Source organism: Klebsiella sp. WP4-W18-ESBL-05 (assembly GCF_014169075.1).
GTDB lineage: Bacteria > Pseudomonadota > Gammaproteobacteria > Enterobacterales > Enterobacteriaceae > Kluyvera > Kluyvera ascorbata_B.
This window is the reverse complement of the sequence record NZ_AP022057.1, coordinates 3,238,702-3,258,281: the sequence shown is the minus strand read 5'-3', so window position 1 is coordinate 3,258,281 and position 19,580 is coordinate 3,238,702. Positions and strand designations below refer to the sequence as shown.

The following is a 19,580-nucleotide window of genomic DNA, read 5'->3' as shown; positions in this document are numbered from 1 at the left end:
ATTTATTAAACAGTTAGAATGAGACATGGTAAATACGATCTTCCTTTAGATAATTCTGATAGCACTTTTTCTACTGGGCAGTCTGCAATGTCCGCTTCTCGCTCACAGCGGACCTTCAGCTCACTTAGCGTGCCTTAACTAAACTTATTGCCCGGCCCTCAGTATTCGACACAACGCCCAGTGAGCCATGTCGATTTGTTGACCCTGACCCCCGTGTGATGCCTCATCTTCCTTAGCTGAAATTACGCATTGATTTACCATAAATTAGCTAAGGATGATTCGTTATAAGCCATGCATTTTCATTGTTAGACAGGGCGAGGTGCGGCTCTTATCGTTCGTCATGATTTGTAAATTTCACGCAATCATTTGATGAGGTAGCGATTTTGTCCAGCGTACTGACCCGCCTAAAAACAAAACCCACACGCTTTACCCTTGCCCTCAAAATTGCCCTTCTTAGCAGCATGGTGGCTTTCTCTTCTGCCTCGTTTGCCGAGGCAGTCTTAAAAGAAGGGATTACGCCAGCGACAGACGCCAGCCAGATCCCGGCGGCGGCAAAGCTGCGTAAAGACACGGTAGTGGCGGGTATCTCTGAACCGCAGGGGATTTTTAACCCCTATTTCTTCGTGAACGGTTGGGATGAAAACGTCACCAACGTGATTTTCTCACGCCTGATCGACTGGGACAGCCACGGCAATCTGGTGCCCGGCCTGGCGGAAAGCTGGAAGGTCAGCCCGGACAACAAGGTCTATACCATTAAGCTACGCCCGAATCTGACCTTCAGCGACGGCTCGCCGCTGACCGCCGAAGACGTGGTGTTTACCCTGACCGTGCTGTATGACCCGAAATATGATGGTGATACCGACATCACCCTCGCCAACATTGTGGGCGGCGCGGAATATAAAGCCGGGACAGCCGACAGCGTCAGCGGCCTGAAAGCGATCGACCCGCTGACCGTGCAGGTCACCACCACGCAGCCTGGCGCGACAACCCTGGCGAAAATCGGCGGCCCGATACTGTCGAAAGCGTATTACGGGAAAGAGTATCAGCGCGGCAACCTCGATTATCTGCGCACATTGCACGGCAAACCGCTGGGTAACGGGCCGTATGTCTATGAAAAATACATTCCTGGCCAGGAGATTCGTTTCCACGCCAACACTCATTTCTACCGGGGTACGCCGCCGACGCCGCGCTTTATCTACCGCGTAACCAACCCATCCACCAACTTCCAGTTGTTCCAGACCGGCGAAACCGATTATGACGCGTTTACTTCGCGCCCGGATGATATTGAACAACTGAAACTGCTGGGCTTTGCCAATATCAACCTGTACGGCTCCAGCGACTACAGCAAAGTAGAATTCAACGTGCATCGCCCGGCGTTGCAGGACGTGAAAGTCCGCCAGGCGCTGATTTATGGCCTTGACCGCCAGAAGCTGATTGATGTGGTTTATCAGGGTTACGGCAAAGTGGCGATTGAACCGATTGCCCCGATTTCATGGGCGTATAACACCGACGGCGTGAATCCATACAAATTCGACCCGGCGCAGGCGAAGAAACTGCTTGATGAGGCAGGCTGGAAACCGGGGCCGGATGGCATCCGGGTGAAGGAGGGTAAACGTCTGGAGCTGACGCTGCTGGTGAGCAAGAAAGTGCTGAACGATGCGCTGATCCCTATCGCCAAAGAGAACTGGCAGCAGATTGGCGTGCTGCTGAAACCGCAGGTGGTGGATTTCAACGCCCTGATGGCTCAGCGTAAAGCAGGCAACTATGATCTGGCCTCTTTCAGCACCAGCACGCTCAACGATCCGCATGATGGCGTATGGGACTACTACAGCACGGAAGCGAAAGAGTCCGGCTATAACAATCCGCAGGTTGATAAGCTGATCAACGAAGGCAATGCGGTGCTGGATGTGGAAAAACGCAAACCGATTTATCACCAGCTGTATAAAGTGCTGGCGGACGATCCACCGGCGATTCTGCTGGGTAACCGAGCGATTTTGTCGGCCAGCAGCGCGCGCGTCACCGGCTTTAAGCCAGATATCTACAACGGCCTGACCGGTAGTCTGCCGGATGTGAAAGTCGTCAAGTAACACCCACAACTGCCGGGAAGCCACGGCAGTTGTCATGAGAAAGCTATGCGAAATTTTATCCTCAGGCGACTGCTGCAAACTCTGCCAATGCTGCTGCTCGCATCACTGATTATTTTTATGCTGTTCGCGAAAACGCCGGGCGATTTTATTGACGGTAACATTACCCTCACCGTCGCCCGCGCCGCCGAACTGAAAGCTATCTATGGACTCGATCAACCGCTCTTCACCCGCTATCTGCACTGGCTCGGCCAGCTGCTGCGCGGCGATTTGGGGTTCTCGCTGCAATACCAAATCCCGGTGAGCCAGCTACTTAACCAGTACATCTGGAACTCGTTCCTGCTGGCAAGCGTTGCGCTGGTGTTTTACTGGGGCATTGGTCTGGCGGTGGGCATTGCTTCGGCGCTGAAACCCAATTCGCTGTTCGATCATCTGGTGAGCGTGGCGGTGTTCGCCGCCATGTCTTTCCCGACTTTCTTCCTCTGCCTGTTGCTGATTAAGTGGTTCGCGGTCGATCTGCACTGGTTGCCAGTAGGCGGCATGACCAACACCGGCAGCGATGATAGCGGCTGGGCGTGGGTTATGCAGGTTGCGGCGCACCTGGTGTTGCCGGTCATGGCGCTGGTGATGTTGCAGGCGGGTAGCCTGACTCGCTACATCCGCGCCAGTATGCTGGACGTGGTGAAGATGGATTTTATCCGCACCGCGCGCGCTAAAGGGCTGCGCGAACGCACCGTGATCTTCAAACACGCGCTGCGTAATGCGCTGCTGCCGATCATCACCTTGCTCGGTTTTGAGCTGCCTGGGCTATTTTCCGGCGCGCTCATCACTGAAAAGGTGTTTAACTGGCCGGGCGCGGGGCATATTCATATTGATTCGCTGGCCGCCCGAGATTATCCGGTGCTGATGGGGTTTACCCTGTTTCTGGCGGTATTAACCATTATTGGCAACCTGATTGCCGATGTGCTGTACGCGTGGGCCGACCCGCGCATTCGCGTGAGGTCGTGATGTTAGGCTCCCTTTTCTCAACGAATCGCCGTCTGCGCAAGGCGGAAATCCCGGCGCTGGCGCAGGCCACGCCGTCTCCTTGGCGCCAGGCGTGGAAAGCGCTGCGCCACAATCATCTGACGATGCTGTGCCTGGTTCTGCTGGGGGTCATGACCCTCTGGTGCGTACTCGGGCCGCTGTGGTCGCCGTGGAAAGATGATGTCACGGATGCACTGATGATCAACAAACCGCCGGGCGCAGCGCACTGGCTGGGTACCGATTTTCTTGGCCGCGATATTTATACCCGCTTGCTGCTGGCCGGGCGTATCTCGCTGATTATTGGTCTTCTGACCATGCTGCTTTCGGTGGCGCTGGGCTACCTGTTGGGCGCGGTATCCGGTTATGTCGGCGGCTGGACGGACAAACTGATTATGCGCCTCGCGGATCTGGTGATGACGATTCCCAGCCTGCCGCTGCTGATTGTCGCCGGAGCGATGTTGTCAGAGCTCGATTTCTCGTCCGATTCACGCATCTACATGGTGGTGGTCATGCTCAGTCTGCTGGAGTGGCCGAAGTTGGCGCGGCTGGTGCGCGGGCAAATTCTCTCGCTGCGCGAACGCGATTTTATGCTGGCGACGCAGGTGTTGGGCCTCTCTTCGCGCCGACGCCTGTTCGGTCATCTGTTGCCGAACACCATTCCCATTCTGGTGGTGATGGCGACGATGGCGGTGGCCAACGCCATTCTGATGGAGTCTGCGCTCAGCTACCTCGGCCTTGGCGTCGTACCGCCAACGCCCTCATGGGGCAACATGATGGACGCGGCCAATAGCCTGATTGACTTTCAGCGTCGTCCGTAGCTATGGATGCCGCCGGGTATCGCCATTTTTCTGACCGTCATCGCCATTAACGTGCTAGGTGATGGCCTGCGCGATGCGTTGGATCCAAAGATGAAACGGAGTCTGAAATGAGCGAACCGCTAATGACCTTTAACAACGTATCCATCTCCTTCGCCAGCGAGCAGGGGCGTGTGCGCGCGGTACAGGATGTCTCCTTTGCCATTCAGGCTGGGCAAACCATCGGCGTGGTGGGGGAATCTGGCTGCGGCAAAAGCGTTACCGCCATGTCGCTGATGGGGCTGTTACCGCCGCAGGTTGCGCGGATCGACGGCGGAGAAATCCGCTTTCAGGGCACCGATCTGCTGCGCCTGAAGCCGTCGAAAATGGCCGATCTGCGCGGTAACCAGTTAGCGATGATCTTTCAGGAGCCGATGACCGCGCTCAATCCGGTGCTGACCATCGGCGAGCAGCTTTGCGAACCGCTGATTCGCCATCGTGGCGAAACCCCCAAAGCGGCCTGGGAGCACGCGACGCAAAGGATTGCCGATGTCGGGCTGGCGCGAGCGGAGAGCCTGATGAACTGCTATCCGCATCAGCTTTCCGGCGGCATGTTGCAGCGCATCATGATTGCCATGGCGCTAAGCTGCCAGCCGAAACTGCTGATTGCCGACGAGCCCACTACGGCGCTGGATGTGACCGTGCAGGCGCAAATCCTGCGCTTACTGCGCGACCAGGCACGGGCGCAGCAGATGGCGCTGATGCTGATCACCCACGATTTGGGCGTTATCGCGCAGATGGCGGAACACATTGTCGTGATGTACGCCGGGCGCATCGTTGAGCAAGGCCCTACTGCTGATGTGCTGCGTAACCCGCTGCACCCTTACACCAAAGGGCTGATCGCGTCGCGTCCTGTTCCCGGCGAGCGCCGACGACGCCTCTATTCGATTCCCGGCCAGGTGCCGGATCTGGCCGAACTGCCGCCGTACTGTGCGTTCTACGATCGCTGTGAACGTGCCACGTCGCAGTGCCGCGCAGGCATTCCGTCGTTGATCGGTCAAACGCGGCAAGCCGCATGTATTCACAGTGAGTTAGCGGAGTCGGTCGCATGAGCCAACAATATGTGATTGAAGTGGATGGTCTGAAAAAGTATTTCCCGCTGCGCGACGGGCTGTTTGGTCAGGAAACCGGTCAACTGCGCGCCGTGGACGGTATCAGTTTTAATATTCGACCCGGCACTATTTTTGGCCTGGTAGGCGAATCCGGCAGCGGTAAAACCACCGTCGGACGCACGCTGCTGGGGCTGTATGACAAAACGGCGGGTAGCGTGAAGTATCGCGGTCAAGTGTTGCAGGATCTGACGCCGAAACAAATGCGCGCGCTGCGCCCGAAAATCCAACTGGTGTTTCAGGATCCGTACAGCTCGCTGAACCCGCGTATTCGCATTGGCGATGCGATTGGCGAAGCGATGCTGGAACACAAGCTGTGCAGCAAAGCGGAACTACGCGATAACGTGCTGAAGGTAATGAAAATCTGTGGCCTGGCGCCGCAACATTACCATCGTTTTCCCCATGAGTTCTCCGGTGGCCAGCGCCAGCGCATCGGCATTGCCCGCGCCCTGATCCTCAACCCGGATTTTATTATCGCCGACGAACCGATCTCGGCGCTGGATGTCTCCATTCAGGCGCAAATCATTAATCTGTTCTCCGACTTGCGCGATGACTATGGCGTCACCTTCCTGTTTATCTCCCACGATCTCGGTGTCGTGGAGCATTTGTGTGATGACGTAGCGGTGATGTACCTGGGGAAACTGGTGGAAACTGCCAGTCGCGATGCGCTGTTCAGTCAGCCGCTGCACCCCTATACCCAGGCGCTGCTCGCGGCGGTGCCAACGCTCGATCCTGAAAGCGAACCCGTGGCGGTGGTGCAGGGGGAAATTCCCGATCCGTCACGCCCGCCCTCCGGTTGCCGTTTCTCTTCCCGCTGCCCGCAGGCAACGGAACGCTGCCGCACTGAAATTCCGGCACTGCGTGAAGTGCACCCTGGCCATCAGGTGGCGTGCCACTGGGTGGCGTCGATGCAATAAAACAGGTAAGCGTAAACCCGGCGCCGTATGTAGCCGTCAGCTCAGTGCTGGTAACGTAGACGTCCATCTGTACAGGTGGACAGTTAAGTATAGGATTCCAATCCTGGTGTAAAGAATCACCTAAAAGAATCACTGAACAAAGGCTACTGCGGTCCTTGCTCCAGACCTCGCCAGGCGTCTTATGCTTTGATGTTGGTGATGGAGTGGTATACGAATAAGATTGCCGATAAAGGCGACTCGGAAAACTAAATGACATTTGTGAATCTAAGCATTAAGGATTTCTGTCACTTCTTTGCGCTTCTCTGTCGCCCACTCAGGTTTGATGGAAAGCATTAAATTATCTTGCTTTCGGAAATAGACATCCTCAGTCCTCCGGGCTCCTGCCTTGTAAAAAGCTGATTCGACGATGAGCAAACGGTCGCTGACCACCTCAAGCAGGCGACATTCCTTCCTGCCCTCAGTTTTAGTCAGGCGATGGGCCGCGTTCCAGAAACGTGGAGAGGGCGATATAGCTGCGGACGGAACGCACGCCTTCTACGCTCTGAACTTCAATCAGGAAAGTCTCCAGCGATTCGGTATCTGCTGCGCGTATTTTCATCAGCACGCATCCGTCACCTGCGACAGTGTGCAACTCCTCAACTTCATGCCGATGGGTGAACTGCAAAAGTGCGCGCGTGGCTTCATAGCTGCTGGTATCAATCACCAGAAACGTTAATAGCGTGCGGCCCAGCTTGCAGCCATCCAGTACCGCCACCGTGCCTTTTATCACGCCATCACGTTTTAACTTCTTCACGCGATCGTGTACCGCAGGGGCGGAAAGGTTCACGATTTCGCTGAGCTCGGTGTAGCTACGCCCGGCATCTTCTGCCAGCGCACCTAATATTTTTCGGTCAATATTATCTAGATCGGCCGGTTTATGCCGTGTCTGCCTGATACCATTTTTTTCTTTATCTGGTTCGTTCATTTGGTTAACTCTCAGAATAAAACTATGAATATACTTTCCTTCACCTAATTTTATTAATCAATGATCAGTAATGGAGTTGCAATGCCTATCGCACTTTTTGCCCTCGCCGTGGGGGCCTTCGGGATTGGTCTGACGGAATTCGTGATTGCCGGCATTCTCCCTCAGATTGCCCGCGGCTTCGACGTCAGCATCCCTTCGGCTGGATTAATGGCAACGTCTTATGCACTCGGCGTTTTTATCGGGGCACCGCTTATGACAGTGGTGGGGTCTCGCGTACCGCGTAAGACCATGCTGATAGCGCTGGCGGTCATTTTCACTCTTGGTAACATCATCACCGCTATGGCACCTACGCTGTCGGTGGCCGTCGTCGGGCGCGTCATTACCTCCTTCAACCACGGCGCCTTTTTTGGCATTGGGTCGATTATCGCGGCCTCGCTGGTTGCGCCCGGGCGCCAGGCCAGCGCAATTGCCTTGATGTTTTCCGGGTTAACCCTCGCGAATCTGCTTGGCGTGCCCGCTGGCACCTGGCTTGCTCAGGCCTTTAGCTGGCGAATGGTATTCTGGGGAATTGCGGGAATTGGTCTGTTAACGATAGCCAGCATCGCGCTGTTTGTGCCCGACATAAAAAAAGGGCCGGGTATTGCGCTGAAGGCTGAACTGCGAGCGTTTGTTGATCCCCAGGTTCTGCTGGTCATGGGGATTACCGTTTTCGGGCCCGCGGCCTTCTTTACCTCTATTACCTATATCGCTCCGATGATGATCGAAGTCGCTGGGCTATCAGCCGCTGGCGTCGCGGGGCTGATGGTGATCTTTGGGCTTGGCCTGGCCGTGGGAAACTGGCTGGGAGGGCGCTTTGCCGATCGCTCGCTGTTTGGCACGCTTTTTATCACGCTAGCCGCACAAGGGGGCGTTCTGCTGGTCTTCTGGGCTGGCGTTGAGAACCCGCTGGTTGCCGGTGTTTGCGTGTTCCTGATGGCGGCATTTGGTTTTGCTACCGTTTCTCCGATTCAGAAACTGGTCATGGACCGTGCCAGCCACGCTGGGGCGCCAACGATGGCGGCCTCTGTCAATATCGGCATGTTTAATCTGGGCAATGCGTTGGGCGCGTGGGCCGGTGGTGCGACCATTGCCGCCGGATTTGGCCTCGTCTCACCGAACTGGGCGGGGGCGATACTGTCCTTTATTGCGCTGGGTCTGGCGCTGCTGGCCTGGCAGTGCGCGCGTAAACCCTATTCGCTGAAGGCGGAATCATGTTAACCACATGGAAGCGTCGTCGCTCAGTACACTGAGGAGGATGCGCACCACAAATCACCGCCGCGCATCCGTCGCGGCGGCGAGAGGGAAGGTCGTGGCTTACCTTACCACTTCATTTCGTGCGTATTGACCTTCGCGCTCAGCTCAAGCGAGCTCTCATCGGCAAGGTTCGGATACGCCGCCTTCATGGCCGCAATCACCTCGGCCGATCCTTTGTGGTCTTTCAGCGCCTGCTCAAAGGTTTGCAGGTAGCGTTGGGTAAAGGTAATGGCTCCATCGTTTGCCGGGCGCTCGCCCAGATAATGCCCCGGAATCACCTGTTGCGGCTTTAGCGCCTGCATTTCGCTCAGTACCTGCATCCAGCCCTGGCGAATCGCCTTCGTTTGGGTATCCGCCGTCCACACATGAATGCCGGAGGCAATACCGGTACCGCCCAGAATGGCTTTGTTCGCCGGGATCCAGACGTACGCGGCATACTCGCCCGCGTGTTTCAGCTCCAGCGGCTCACCGTCTACGGTGAAGCGCGTGGCGTGGGTGGCCTGCGGCACGATAATGTTGTCCGGCTTGCCGTCTTTCATCTGCGGCCCCCAGAACGCCAGCTTAGCGTCCTTCGTCGCTTTGATATGTTCCACCACCGCCGGTGATGCCACCACTTTGGCCTGCGGGAACGCCTTCACCAGCGGCTCAAGGCCAAAATAAAAATCCGGATCGCCGGAGGTAATCACGATCTCTTTGAGCGTTTTGCCGCTGTCTTTGATCATTTTCACCAGTTTTTCACCGTCTTTGACGCTGAACTGAGCATCAAACAGCACCGCTTCTTTTGGACCGGAAACCAGCGTGGACGACACCGGGAAAATGCCTTTTTCCTGCGGGTTATAGACATCAAGGTGCAGCGGGGCGGCAAAGGCCGGCGCGGCGGCCAGCGAGATAATGAGTGAGAGAGGCTTGATATTCATGGTGATCCTTAGTGTCTTATCCGAAGGTTACGGGCTGGCTGAACCGGAATCATTCAGTCAAGCCTGGCACGAAATGCTGTGCTTCATTCTACGGATTTGTACTTCACTAAGAATTCCTGAAACAATACATGCTGAGTTTCATAAAACGATCAAATGGAGATGCAATGGACAGGATCATGGCAGCAATCACCTACAATCGTATTTGCGAGCTTGGTAGCCTGAGCGCGGCCGCGCGTTCGTTGGGCATCTCCCGCCCGATGGTCAGCCGCTATCTTGACGAGATGGAAAAGTGGGCCGGTGCGCGGCTGATTCACCGCTCAACCCGGCGGCTGTCCATTACCCCGGCAGGGGAGAAAACGCTGGAGAAAACGCGCCAGCTGGTGCAGCTGTCTCAGGGGATTGAAGGTGACGCGACGCGCGTCACGCCGTCGGGCACGCTGCGCATCGCCTGCGCCCACTTTACGGCGACGCATTTGCTGGGGCCGGTGATTCCGCCTTTTCTGCGTCAGTATCCCGCGCTGCGTATCGAGGTGGATATCAATAACCATCCCGTCAGCCTGGTGGGCGAGCGCATCGATCTGGCTATTCGGATAACCAATCAGCCTGAACCCGGTGCGATTGCGCGCTATCTGGGGGCCTGCCGGTCCGTCTTGTGTGCCTCACCGGCATACCTGGCTAACAACGGTATCCCCGCCACGCCAGGCGATCTTGCCCAGCATAATTGCCTGCACTACAGCCGTTTTTCCGGGCAGTCCTGGTCCTTTCGCGATCGGCAAAACGGCGTGATGTCGGTGGCGGTGGGGGGCAACTTCAGCGCCGGTATCTCATCACTGCTGTGTGATATGGCAGCTGCGGACGTAGGGCTGGCGATGGTGCCTGAAATTGAAGCGCGAGCGGGGCTGCAAAGTGGAAGGCTGGTGCAGGTGCTGGCGCAGTTTGAACCGCAGCCGCTGGGGATTTATGGGCTCTATCAGTCCCGCGATCATCAGCACGCTGCGCTTGGGCTGTTTCTGGACGCCGTGAAGCAAAGCCTGGGGCTGCCACCCCAATAGACGCGCGGTTACCGCATCTATTGGGGCGACACGCGCCGTTGGCTACAGGACCACCACAATTTTGCTGGGTTCCCGCGCGTTGTCCAGCCATTGGTGCGCCTGCGGAACGTCATCAAATGAACAGACTCGGGTCGCCAGTTTATGCATCTTACCTTTGGCAATATCGCCTGCAATCCGCGCCAGAGGGGAGGCGGTAAGGGGCAGGGCTGGCGTACCAAAGAGCTGGCTCGGGAAGAAGTTTACGCTGACCGCCGGTGGCAAATCGCTCATCAAATTAAACTGGTTGAGTATCGGCGCGCCACCCAGCAGGTCGATGGTGGTCAGATGCCCGAAGGGGCGCAGCGCGCTGGCGGTGTCAGGTAACGTCGACGCGCCAACAATTTCCAGCGCGGCGTCAATCCCCTGGCCGTAGCGTGATTTCAGCTGAGCGCCGATGTTGCCGTCATCAATCACCACTTCGCTCGCCCCGGCCTGCCGTAAAGCGGCGGTATGTTCTGTGCGACGCGTCGTCGCAATCACCGTCAGCCCCGCGTGCTGCGCATAGCTGGTTGCGGCCAGGCCCACCGTGGAGGTTGCACCACGAATAAGCAGCGTCTGCCCAGCCTGGATGTGAAGGCTGTGATCCAGCGCGCCCCATGCGGTTAAAAACGCCTGCGGTAAGGCTGCCAGCTCCGCCCAGCTTAGCGGCGCATCGTCGAGGTCAATAACGTTGCTGCGCAGTACCGTCACTTCTTCGGCATAGCTGCCGTGACGATCGAACTGCATTCCGCCCATCAGCGTGGCGACGCGCTGGCCCGGATGGAAAACGCCGGCCGGGTCTTCAATTACCTCACCAACGGCTTCGATGCCGGGTACGCGAGGGGCATCAATCGGCCCCATTTTCCCGGTGCGCAGGTAGGCTTCCGCTTTGTTGAGGCCAAAAGCGCGTACCCGGATGCGAACCTCATTGGCCTGCGGTTTTACGCTGTCAATGTCGCGTAGCGTTAATACTTCTGGCCCGCCGGTACGTTCAATAACATATGCTTTCATGATGTGCTCCAGTTCGGTGAGTCGGTGAGTCGGAACGGTTATTAACCGTCTGCACAAACAATAGCCTTTCATTAACGATTGCAATATGGCGTTATATGAGAACAAATCTTCCATTAATGAGAGGTTGCGAATATGGATTTGAACGCCGTGGAGATGTTTGTGTACGTGGTGCGCGCAGGCAGCCTGAGTAAAGCGGCACAGCAGTCGGGGATCCCGCTGCCCACCTTAAGCCGGCGGGTACGCGCGCTGGAGGATTCACTTAATCTCCAGCTTATCGAGCGCTCCGTACGCGGCGTTAAGCTCACGGTGGCGGGGATGCATTTTTATCAGCAGGCCAGCGCCGGGGTCGATATCCTCAAGGGCGCACAGCTGGCAAGCCAGCATGATGAGCGGCAGATTAGCGGCTATTTACGCTTATCAATCCCCCCGGCAATGACAGTCTGGTGGGAGCTGCTGGCGCAGTTCCAGCAGCGCTATCCGGGGATTCGGCTATTTGTGCAAACCACCGAACGCCGTGTCGATCTCGTTGCCGACGGCATTGATGTGGCGCTAAGGGTCGGGGCGATTGAACACGAAACGATGGTCGCCAAACGGGTTATTTCCTGGCGGCATCAGTTGGTCGCGGCACCTTCGTTAGTTGAGCGATACGGGCGGCCGCAGTCACCCGCTGATTTGAGCCGCTATCCCTGCGCGGTGTGGAATGCCAGCGCCTGGCGGCCAAGCGTCTGGTCCCTCGGTGGTGAAACCGTTCATCCTGCGGCGATACTGATGACCAATGACTACGCGCATCTCTACCAGCGCGTGTTGAGCGGGGATGTTATCAGCGAACTGCCGCCGTTTATGGTGAATGAGGATATCGCGCAGGGGCGGTTGGTCGGCCTTCTTGAGGACTATCCCTTACCCGAGCAGCACATTCATCTGGTTTATCCCCCCCAGCATTATCCGGCTCCGGCCATACGCGCCTATCTCGATTTTTGCAGCCGCTTTACGGCGAATCTGAGCTAACTCGCGCGCTCGTCTGGCGGGCGTTTCGTCCGCCACCATATCTCATTGACACGTTATATCGGTCATTGTATAAAACTCGGCCTCAGTAATGAGTTTCATTTACATTAAGAAATCGCCTGCAATATTTCCCACAATAATTTTAATGAAGGATAGCGTTAATGAAAAAGACCCTCTGCGCGTTAGGCATGGTGCTGGCGTCAATCAGTTCTGCTCTGGCAACGACCTATCCTTTGACCATCGAAAACTGCGGGTATAAAGAGACGTTTACCCAGGCGCCACAGCGCGTGGTGGCGCTGGGGCAAAATACCGTGGAAATTCTGCTGCTGCTGGGGCTGCAAAAAAATGTCGTCGCCAGCGCATTCTGGCCAACCCGGGTACTGCCATCGCTGGCGGAGCAAAATGAAAAAATCAAGCTGCTGACGGTGGAAATTCCGACGCTGGAATCCGTCCTGGCGCAAAATCCGGACTTTGTTGCCGCGCAGCTGCCGCTGTTATTGGGCCCGGAAAGCAAGGTCGCTAAACGCGAAGATTTTGCGACCGTGGGCGTAAACAGCTATTTGTCCCCCGGAATGTGTGCGACTAAAAAGGCCGCCGGCGACATGTACGGTAGCCGTCAGAAACTGTGGGATATGACCTATCTCTATAAAGAGATTGAAGATTTTGCCACGATATTTAATGTCCAGGAGAAGGGTGCTGCGGTTGTTGCCGATTTCAAAAAACGTGAAAACGACCTGCGCGCAGAGTTCGGCAAGCATAAAAAAGATCTCTCCTTCGTCTTCTGGTTCTCTAGCGCATCGCCTTCTGCCGATGCCTACGTCGGTGGTAAAAATAGCGCCTCCGGCTTTATTGCTAACGTGCTGGGCGGGCATAACGCCATTACCTCTGAAACCGAATGGCCGACGGTGAGCTGGGAAAGCATTATCGCGGCAAATCCGGATGTGATCGTGGTTTCCAGCCTTGACCGCAACCGCTGGGCGCTGGATAACGCGGAGGAGAAAATTAAATTCCTCAAAAGTGACCCGGCCGTCAGCCAGCTGGACGCGGTGAAAAAAGGCCATATCGTGGTGATGGACGGCCAGGCGATGAACCCGACCATCAGAACCCTCTACGGCGCTGAACAGGTGGGTGAACAGCTGAGAAAGCTGGGGCTGAATTAATGACCGCAACCGTGCTGCAATCGCGCCAGGGGTTGTTTTTGACCTCCTCGTGCCTGCTTTCTTTGTGCCTGCTTTTGCTGGTCATTGCCGTTGGCGTTAGCGTCGGCGAGCTGTCGATCCCGCTGGAAAGCGTTTTTTACGCGATTGGCAATAAGCTCGGGCTGACCGATGTCCCGCTCAACCGCATCTATGAAAGCGTGATTTGGGACTTCCGTCTCAGCCGTGCGCTGGTGGCGGCCTGCTGTGGCGCTGGGCTGGCGATTTGCGGCGCGGTGCTGCAAAGCTTGCTGAAGAATGCGCTGGCGGAGCCTTACGTACTGGGCGTTTCCGCCGGCGCGTCAACGGGGGCGGTGTCGGTCGTGGTACTGGGCGTCGGGACCGGTGCGGTTTCCCTGTCGGCTGGTGCCTTTGCCGGTGCGTTTGCCGCCTTTGCCTTCGTGGCCTTTTTAACCAACGGTGCGCGCGGCGGTAACGAACGGACTATTCTGGCCGGCGTGGCGGCCTCTCAGCTGTTTAATGCCATCACCGCCTACACCATCAGCACGTCGGCCAGCGCGCAGCAGGCCCGCGATGTCATGTTCTGGCTGCTGGGCAGTTTTAGCGGCGTGCGCTGGCCGGAGTTTCAACTGGTGCTGGTCGTGGTGCTGGTCGGGCTGGCCGTCTGCCTTTACTACTCCCGCGCGCTGGATGCTTTTACCTTTGGTGATGATGCCGCCGCCTCGCTGGGGATTGCCGTGCCCTGGGTGCGGCTGATCCTGTTTACCACCACCGCGCTGATTACCGCGACGATTGTCAGTATGGCCGGTTCGATAGGCTTTGTCGGGCTGGTGGTGCCACACGTGATGCGCTTCTTTTTTGGCCCGCTGCACCGCACGCTGCTGATTGCCTGCGCGCTGGCCGGGGCGATTCTGATGGTGCTGGCGGATATCGCCTCGCGCCTGCTGATTGCGCCACAAAGCCTGCCGGTGGGCGTAGTCACGGCGCTGGTCGGCGTGCCTTTCTTTGCCGTGATTATCTACCGTTCAAGGACTAAGTGATGAGCATCTCTGCGGACAATATCACCTGGAAAGTGGGTAAAAAGGTTATCGTGAATGGGGTGTCGTTAAGCGCCGTTCGCGGCGAAACCGTTGGCCTGCTTGGCCCTAACGGCTGCGGTAAATCCTCGTTGCTGCGCATCCTTGCGGGCCTGCGTCGCCCGGATGCGGGTAGCGTGACGCTGGACGGGAAAGATATGGCGCGGATCGGCAAAAAGCAGCTTGCCCGCCGGGTAGCCTTTGTTGAACAACACGGCATGACCGATGCCAATATGCGCGTGCGCGACGTGGTCAAGCTGGGGCGAATTCCGCACCATTCTCCGTTTTCGAACTGGAGTACCCACGACGACGAAACCGTCACCGCAGCGCTGCAGCGGGTTGATATGCTGGAAAAAAGCGATCAGGGGTGGCTGAGCCTGTCCGGGGGGGAGCGCCAGCGGGTGCATATTGCCCGCGCGCTGGCGCAGACGCCGACGGAAATCCTGCTGGATGAACCGACTAACCACCTCGATATTCATCACCAGATGCAGCTAATGCAGCTGATTAGCGAGCTGCCGGTCACCAGCATTGTCGCCATCCACGATCTCAATCACGCCGCCATGTTCTGTGACTCACTGATCGTGATGCAGAAAGGGCAAATTGTGGCGACCGGTTCGCCGCAGGATATTCTCACTGAAACGCTGCTGTGGGACGTTTTCCGGGTGAAAACGAAAATTGAGATCTCCCGGTTCCATGGCAAAAAACACATTTACTTTATCGTTTAACGCCGGGCGATTGTGATGCGGTCATTTTCCCTGCGCCCTGCGGTTAAGCTCTGGCCGCCCGTGTTACTGGGCAGCCAGTTCATTTTCAATATTGGCTTTTACGCGGTCGTCCCGTTTCTGGCGATATTCCTTCGCGACGATATGCTGCTCTCCGGCGGCCTTATCGGGCTGATTCTGGGGCTGCGTACGTTCTCGCAGCAGGGCATGTTTATTGTCGGCGGTGCGCTCTCCGATCGCTTCGGCGCGCGCGCGGTCATCCTCTGCGGCTGTGTGATTCGCGTGGTGGGCTATCTGCTGTTGGCCTTTGGCGAATCGCTGTGGCCCATTATTGTGGGGGCATGTCTCACCGGCGTCGGCGGCGCGCTGTTCTCACCGTCGATTGAAGCGCTGCTGGCCAGGGCGGGGACCCAGAGCGAGGCGAGCGGCAAACGCAGCCGCGCCGAGTGGTTCGCGCTGTTCGCCGTATGCGGTGAACTGGGTGCGGTGCTGGGGCCCGCAGCGGGCGCGCTGCTGACGGGGCTGGGATTCCGCCAGGTGGCGCTGATGGGGGCCGGGGTCTTTGTCGTCGCGCTGGTGGTGCTCTTTTTTTGTCTGCCGTTGGCGCAGCAGGAAAGGCGGCCGCTCAACGTGCTGCCGTGGTGGACCACGTTTCGTCAGCCGCGTTTTGTCGCCTTTATTATTGCCTACAGTTCGTGGCTGCTGAGCTATAACCAGCTCTACCTGGCGCTGCCGGTAGAGATTCAACGCGCGGGCGGCAGTGAGAAAGATCTCGGGCCGCTGTTTATGCTCGCCTCGGTGCTGATTATTGCCTTTCAGCTGCCGCTGGCGCGTTTCGCGCGCAGGGTTGGGGCGGTTCGCATTCTGCCGGTGGGTTTTTTACTGTTGTCTGCAGCCTTTGCCAGCGTGGCGATGTTTGCCGCCAGCGTGCCGCCGGAAGGGTGGCTGCGTTTTGTGCCCGCCATCTGTCTGGTCACGCTGCTGACGTTGGGGCAAATGCTGCTGGTGCCGGCGGCCAAGGATTTGATCCCGTGTTTTGCCGACGATTCGACGCTGGGCGCACACTATGGCGCGCTCGCGACGGCCGGTGGCGTGGCGGTGCTGGCGGGGAATTTAGCCTTTGGTCACCTGCTGGATACGGCGCTGGTCCCGTCGGTGCAGGCGATTTATCCGTGGCTGCTGCTGGCGCTGTTTCCGCTCTGCAGCGCGCTGGCCATGGTGCTGATTTGCCGCCCGCTGCCCAATCGCTGAAGGCCCGGCGTTAAGGACGGGCCTGCAGTCAAAATGGCGACGAGAAAGGGGCTTAGATTTGCGCTAATCCGCCGTCGACGTAAATTTCCGCCGCGTTAATAAAGCTCGCGTCATCCGAAGCGAGGAAGACGACGGTTTTGGCGACTTCCTCCGGCTCGCCCAGACGGCCAAGCGGCACCTCGGCGGCCAGCGCATCGAACAGCCCCTGGCGATGTTCATCGGGCACCAGCCCGCCGAGCCCTGGGGTGCGAATGGGCCCTGGGCTGACCACATTGATACGCACGCCGCGATCCTTCAGATCCATTGCCCAGGAGCGCACCAGGCTGCGCACTGCGGCTTTACTGGCGCTGTAGACGCTGAAATTGGCGGTACCTTTTACCGCTGCCGTCGAACCGGTCAGAATCACCGATGCGCCGTTGCTTAACAGCGGCAAGGCTTTCTGCACGGTAAACAGCACGCCGCGCACGTTAGTGCCAAAAATACGATCAAAATGCTCTTCGGTGATGGCGCCCAGCGGCATCATGTCGCCGCCGCCGGCGTTGGCGAACAGAATGTCCAGACGACCTGATGTGCTGGCAATGGTGGAAAAGACGGTATCCAGGTCGCTCAGCGCCGATGCATCGGCGCGAATGCCGGTTGCTGCGGTGCCAATTTCAGCGACCGCCGCGTCCAGCTCTTCCCGACGGCGGCCGGTGATATAAACGCGTGCGCCCTGTTCCGCCAGCGCTTTCGCCGCTGCCAGACCAATCCCGGTGCTGCCGCCGGTGACTAACGCTATCTTTCCAGAAAGTTTTTTACTCATGACGCATTTCCTTAACTAAAGTATAAATATGCCAATTGAGTCATCGACTTACAGCGATAACCAGGCTGCTCACTACGGGGGCTACTCTACCGCCATCGCCGGGGGAGAAAAATGTGCGAAAGTGAAAAACACTGTTTACGTGAGTGAATAATCGCGGGTGATAAAGGGGCATAATGGATCGATTTTTAGCGCTTAAAGTGTTTACCCGGGTCGTTGAAGCCAACAGTTTTACGCGTGCCGCGGATTCGCTGAACATGCCCAATGCCACCATCAGCAAAACGATCCAGCAGCTGGAATCGCATCTTGGCGCGCGCCTGCTACAACGCACCACGCGGCGCATAACCGTTACGCCGGAAGGGCAGGAATACTACGAGAAAGCGTTGAGCGTGCTGCGGGATCTGGATGAGATTGACGCGTCGTTTAAGACCGCGCCGGCAACCATCAAGGGCCATCTGCGCATCGCGATTGGCGGCTCGACCGCGCGCGATGTTCTCGTTCCGTTGCTGGCCGATTTTATGTCGCGCTACCCGGATATTCGTCTCGATCTGGCGGTGGCTGACCGTCCGGCGGACCTGATCGGCGGTAATCTTGATTGCGCTATCCGCGGCGGGCCGATGGACGACTCGACGCTTATCGCCCGAAAAATCGGCGCGTCGCCGTTAATCACCTGCGCCACGCCGGGCTATCTCAAGCGCTACGGTGTACCGGCCTCTCCCGATGAGCTCAAGAACGGGCATCGTCTCGTCAGCTATCTGTCGCCCGCCAGCGGCAGAGCGTTTCCATTCCGCTTTCTACGTAACGGTGTTGTCACCGAGATTAAAACGGAGCATCACCTCGGGATTAACGAGAGCAATGCGCATATTGCCGCCGCCGAAGCCGGGTTAGGTATTGTGCAGACCTTTACCTACTCTTTGCGACACGCGCTGGCCAGCGGAACGCTGGTGGAGATACTCAGCCCATGGCGTCCGGCGCCGTATCCGTTCCACGTCGTCTATGCGCATAACCGGCATCTGCCTTCGCGCCTGAGGGTGTTTATTGAATGGCTTAGCGATGTTTTTCCTGCGGCGTTGAAGGGATAGCAAAGGTATAATAATTAAATATAATGGTTATCAGCAAAGATAATGAGCAAATGAATATTAAGATATTATAATGAGGACAGTTTAAAACAGGCGAAATGAGCAGAGGTAAATATGAAACTTTGTCGTTATGGTGAAGTGGGTAAAGAAAAGCCGGGGTTGATAGATAACAACGGAAATATCCGCGATCTGTCTTTTTTGATGGGTGATATTGACCACCAAACGCTTGATCGAAAATGTCTTGATGCTATTCGCCAACTGGATCCGGAAAATCTGGAATTAATCGATAAATCAGTACGAATTGGCGCGCCAATTGCCACACCTTCGAAATTTATCGCTATAGGATTAAATTACCGGGATCATGCTCAAGAAGCCGGCATGCCCATTCCGCAGGAGCCGGTAGTATTCTTTAAATCACCAGGTTCAATCTGTGGGCCACATGACGATATATTCATTCCTCCCCATTCCAGTCAACTCGACTGGGAGGCTGAATTGGGTATTATTATTGGTAAACAAGCAAAATTTATCCCTCAGGAGCAAGCGTTTGATTATATAGCGGGTTACTGTGTGGTAAATGATATTTCCGAGCGTACTTTCCAGTTTCAGTCTTCACAGTGGGATAAGGGTAAGAGCTTTGATACCTTCGGCCCATTAGGCCCTTACCTGGTCACCGCGGATGAAATCACCGACCCGCAAAATCTGCGTATCTGGCTTGAGGTCAACGGTCAGGTCCGCCAGGACAGTCATACTCGGCAGATGATTTTCCCTGTTGCAGAAATTGTCGCGTATTTAAGCCGTTATATGACGCTGAATCCCGGAGATATTATTGCGACGGGGACACCTCCAGGGGTTGCGATGGGGATGAAACCGGCGCCAGTGTGGCTAAAAGAGGGAGACGTGCTGTCTACTCACATAGAAGGCATTGGCGAGCTGAAGCAGCGCTTAGTCAAATACCCTGGATAATGTTGCCGGCGGTTCAGACGGTGTGGGGAGGAAAAGGCTAGCCGTTGGAGCGCAGACTGCTGACGGCCGTTTTTACCTTCTCCGCATCGGTTTTATGACTGAGGAAGAAAGTTGTGTGTCGGTTTACCCGCACCAGATATTTTCGTCATCTACAACCTATTGTTATCAATACGCTCAATATTAAAGCCAGCGCTTACGCCTTGTTTAAATTGCTGTTTTTACAGTGGCAAATTTAAATGAAAATCAATCTAAAGTATTATTGAAAGCGACTTTCAGCATGCCATAG

17 protein-coding genes and 1 pseudogene are annotated in these 19,580 nt (G+C 56.6%); 14 read left to right on the top strand and 4 right to left on the bottom strand.

Translation table 11 applies throughout. The features are described from left to right. Nucleotides 1-461: 461 nt before the first annotated feature. From H7R58_RS15590 to H7R58_RS15570, 5 genes and pseudogenes are all read left to right on the top strand, one after another. A complete protein-coding gene (locus H7R58_RS15590; protein ID WP_227674218.1) occupies nt 462-2,087 on the top strand; it encodes an ABC transporter substrate-binding protein in 1,626 nt (541 codons plus the stop codon). Nucleotides 2,088-2,132: 45 nt separating this feature from the next. Next, nucleotides 2,133-3,092 carry an ABC transporter permease gene (locus tag H7R58_RS15585; RefSeq protein WP_182930269.1) on the top strand — a complete coding sequence of 320 codons (960 nt, stop codon included), beginning with the start codon at nt 2,133-2,135 and terminating at the stop codon, nt 3,090-3,092. Further along, nucleotides 3,092-4,039: pseudogene (locus H7R58_RS15580) on the top strand (ABC transporter permease). Before H7R58_RS15585 ends, H7R58_RS15580 begins: the two are co-directional and overlap by 1 nt. Then, on the top strand, nt 4,036-5,016 hold the full coding sequence (locus H7R58_RS15575; protein WP_106924315.1) for an ABC transporter ATP-binding protein: 981 nt from the start codon (nt 4,036-4,038) through the stop codon (nt 5,014-5,016). The pseudogene H7R58_RS15580 and the gene H7R58_RS15575 overlap by 4 nt, the downstream one beginning before the upstream one ends. Beyond that, a complete protein-coding gene (locus tag H7R58_RS15570; RefSeq protein WP_182930271.1) occupies nt 5,013-5,990 on the top strand; it encodes an ABC transporter ATP-binding protein in 978 nt (325 codons plus the stop codon). Before H7R58_RS15575 ends, H7R58_RS15570 begins: the two co-directional genes overlap by 4 nt. 463 nt (nt 5,991-6,453) lie before the next feature. Here H7R58_RS15570 and H7R58_RS15565 read toward each other — a convergent pair whose 3' ends face one another. Beyond that, nucleotides 6,454-6,954, bottom strand: a complete 501-nt coding sequence (locus tag H7R58_RS15565) for an Lrp/AsnC family transcriptional regulator (RefSeq protein ID WP_106924317.1) — start codon at nt 6,952-6,954, stop codon at nt 6,454-6,456. 81 nt (nt 6,955-7,035) lie between these two features. On the opposite strand from H7R58_RS15565, the gene H7R58_RS15560 reads away from it, so the two are divergent. Then, the gene (locus H7R58_RS15560; protein ID WP_182930272.1) at nt 7,036-8,211 is read left to right on the top strand and encodes an MFS transporter; all 1,176 of its coding nucleotides are present in this window, start codon (nt 7,036-7,038) and stop codon (nt 8,209-8,211) included. Nucleotides 8,212-8,312: 101 nt separating this feature from the next. Here the strand turns inward: H7R58_RS15560 and H7R58_RS15555 are convergent, their stop codons facing one another. Beyond that, nucleotides 8,313-9,164 (bottom strand): Vmh family MBL fold metallo-hydrolase, encoded by an 852-nt coding sequence (locus H7R58_RS15555; RefSeq protein ID WP_182930273.1) that lies wholly within the window; start codon nt 9,162-9,164, stop codon nt 8,313-8,315. A 164-nt stretch (nt 9,165-9,328) separates the two neighbouring features. Here H7R58_RS15555 and H7R58_RS15550 point away from each other — a divergent pair, with 164 nt between their 5' ends. Continuing rightward, nucleotides 9,329-10,216 (top strand): LysR family transcriptional regulator, encoded by an 888-nt coding sequence (locus tag H7R58_RS15550; protein WP_182930274.1) that lies wholly within the window; start codon nt 9,329-9,331, stop codon nt 10,214-10,216. 42 nt (nt 10,217-10,258) lie between these two features. On the opposite strand, the gene H7R58_RS15545 is transcribed toward H7R58_RS15550, so the two are convergent. Beyond that, a complete protein-coding gene (locus H7R58_RS15545) occupies nt 10,259-11,245 on the bottom strand; it encodes a zinc-binding dehydrogenase (protein ID WP_182934427.1) in 987 nt (328 codons plus the stop codon). Between the two features lie 132 nt (nt 11,246-11,377). Here H7R58_RS15545 and H7R58_RS15540 point away from each other — a divergent pair, with 132 nt between their 5' ends. From H7R58_RS15540 to H7R58_RS15520, 5 genes are all read left to right on the top strand, one after another. Further along, nucleotides 11,378-12,250 carry a LysR family transcriptional regulator gene (locus H7R58_RS15540; protein ID WP_106924322.1) on the top strand — a complete coding sequence of 291 codons (873 nt, stop codon included), beginning with the start codon at nt 11,378-11,380 and terminating at the stop codon, nt 12,248-12,250. Nucleotides 12,251-12,408: 158 nt separating this feature from the next. After that, a complete protein-coding gene (locus H7R58_RS15535; protein ID WP_182934426.1) occupies nt 12,409-13,407 on the top strand; it encodes a siderophore ABC transporter substrate-binding protein EitA in 999 nt (332 codons plus the stop codon). After that, nucleotides 13,407-14,444 carry a FecCD family ABC transporter permease gene (locus H7R58_RS15530; protein WP_106924324.1) on the top strand — a complete coding sequence of 346 codons (1,038 nt, stop codon included), beginning with the start codon at nt 13,407-13,409 and terminating at the stop codon, nt 14,442-14,444. The genes H7R58_RS15535 and H7R58_RS15530 overlap by 1 nt, the downstream gene beginning before the upstream one ends. After that, a complete protein-coding gene (locus H7R58_RS15525) occupies nt 14,444-15,205 on the top strand; it encodes a siderophore ABC transporter ATP-binding protein EitC (RefSeq protein WP_182930276.1) in 762 nt (253 codons plus the stop codon). The genes H7R58_RS15530 and H7R58_RS15525 overlap by 1 nt, the downstream gene beginning before the upstream one ends. Before the next feature lie 60 nt (nt 15,206-15,265). Next, complete coding sequence (locus H7R58_RS15520; protein WP_182930603.1) at nt 15,266-16,453, top strand: MDR family MFS transporter; 1,188 nt, start codon at nt 15,266-15,268, stop codon at nt 16,451-16,453. A gap of 52 nt (nt 16,454-16,505) precedes the next feature. Here H7R58_RS15520 and H7R58_RS15515 read toward each other — a convergent pair whose 3' ends face one another. Beyond that, nucleotides 16,506-17,255: an SDR family NAD(P)-dependent oxidoreductase gene (locus H7R58_RS15515; protein ID WP_182930277.1), complete on the bottom strand. Its 750-nt coding sequence runs from the start codon at nt 17,253-17,255 to the stop codon at nt 16,506-16,508. 173 nt (nt 17,256-17,428) lie between these two features. On the opposite strand from H7R58_RS15515, the gene H7R58_RS15510 reads away from it, so the two are divergent. Next, nucleotides 17,429-18,334, top strand: coding sequence for a LysR family transcriptional regulator (locus tag H7R58_RS15510; RefSeq protein ID WP_182930278.1), 906 nt, complete (start codon nt 17,429-17,431; stop codon nt 18,332-18,334). Between the two features lie 111 nt (nt 18,335-18,445). After that, nucleotides 18,446-19,294, top strand: a complete 849-nt coding sequence (locus H7R58_RS15505; protein WP_182930279.1) for a fumarylacetoacetate hydrolase family protein — start codon at nt 18,446-18,448, stop codon at nt 19,292-19,294. Nucleotides 19,295-19,580: the final 286 nt, after the last annotated feature.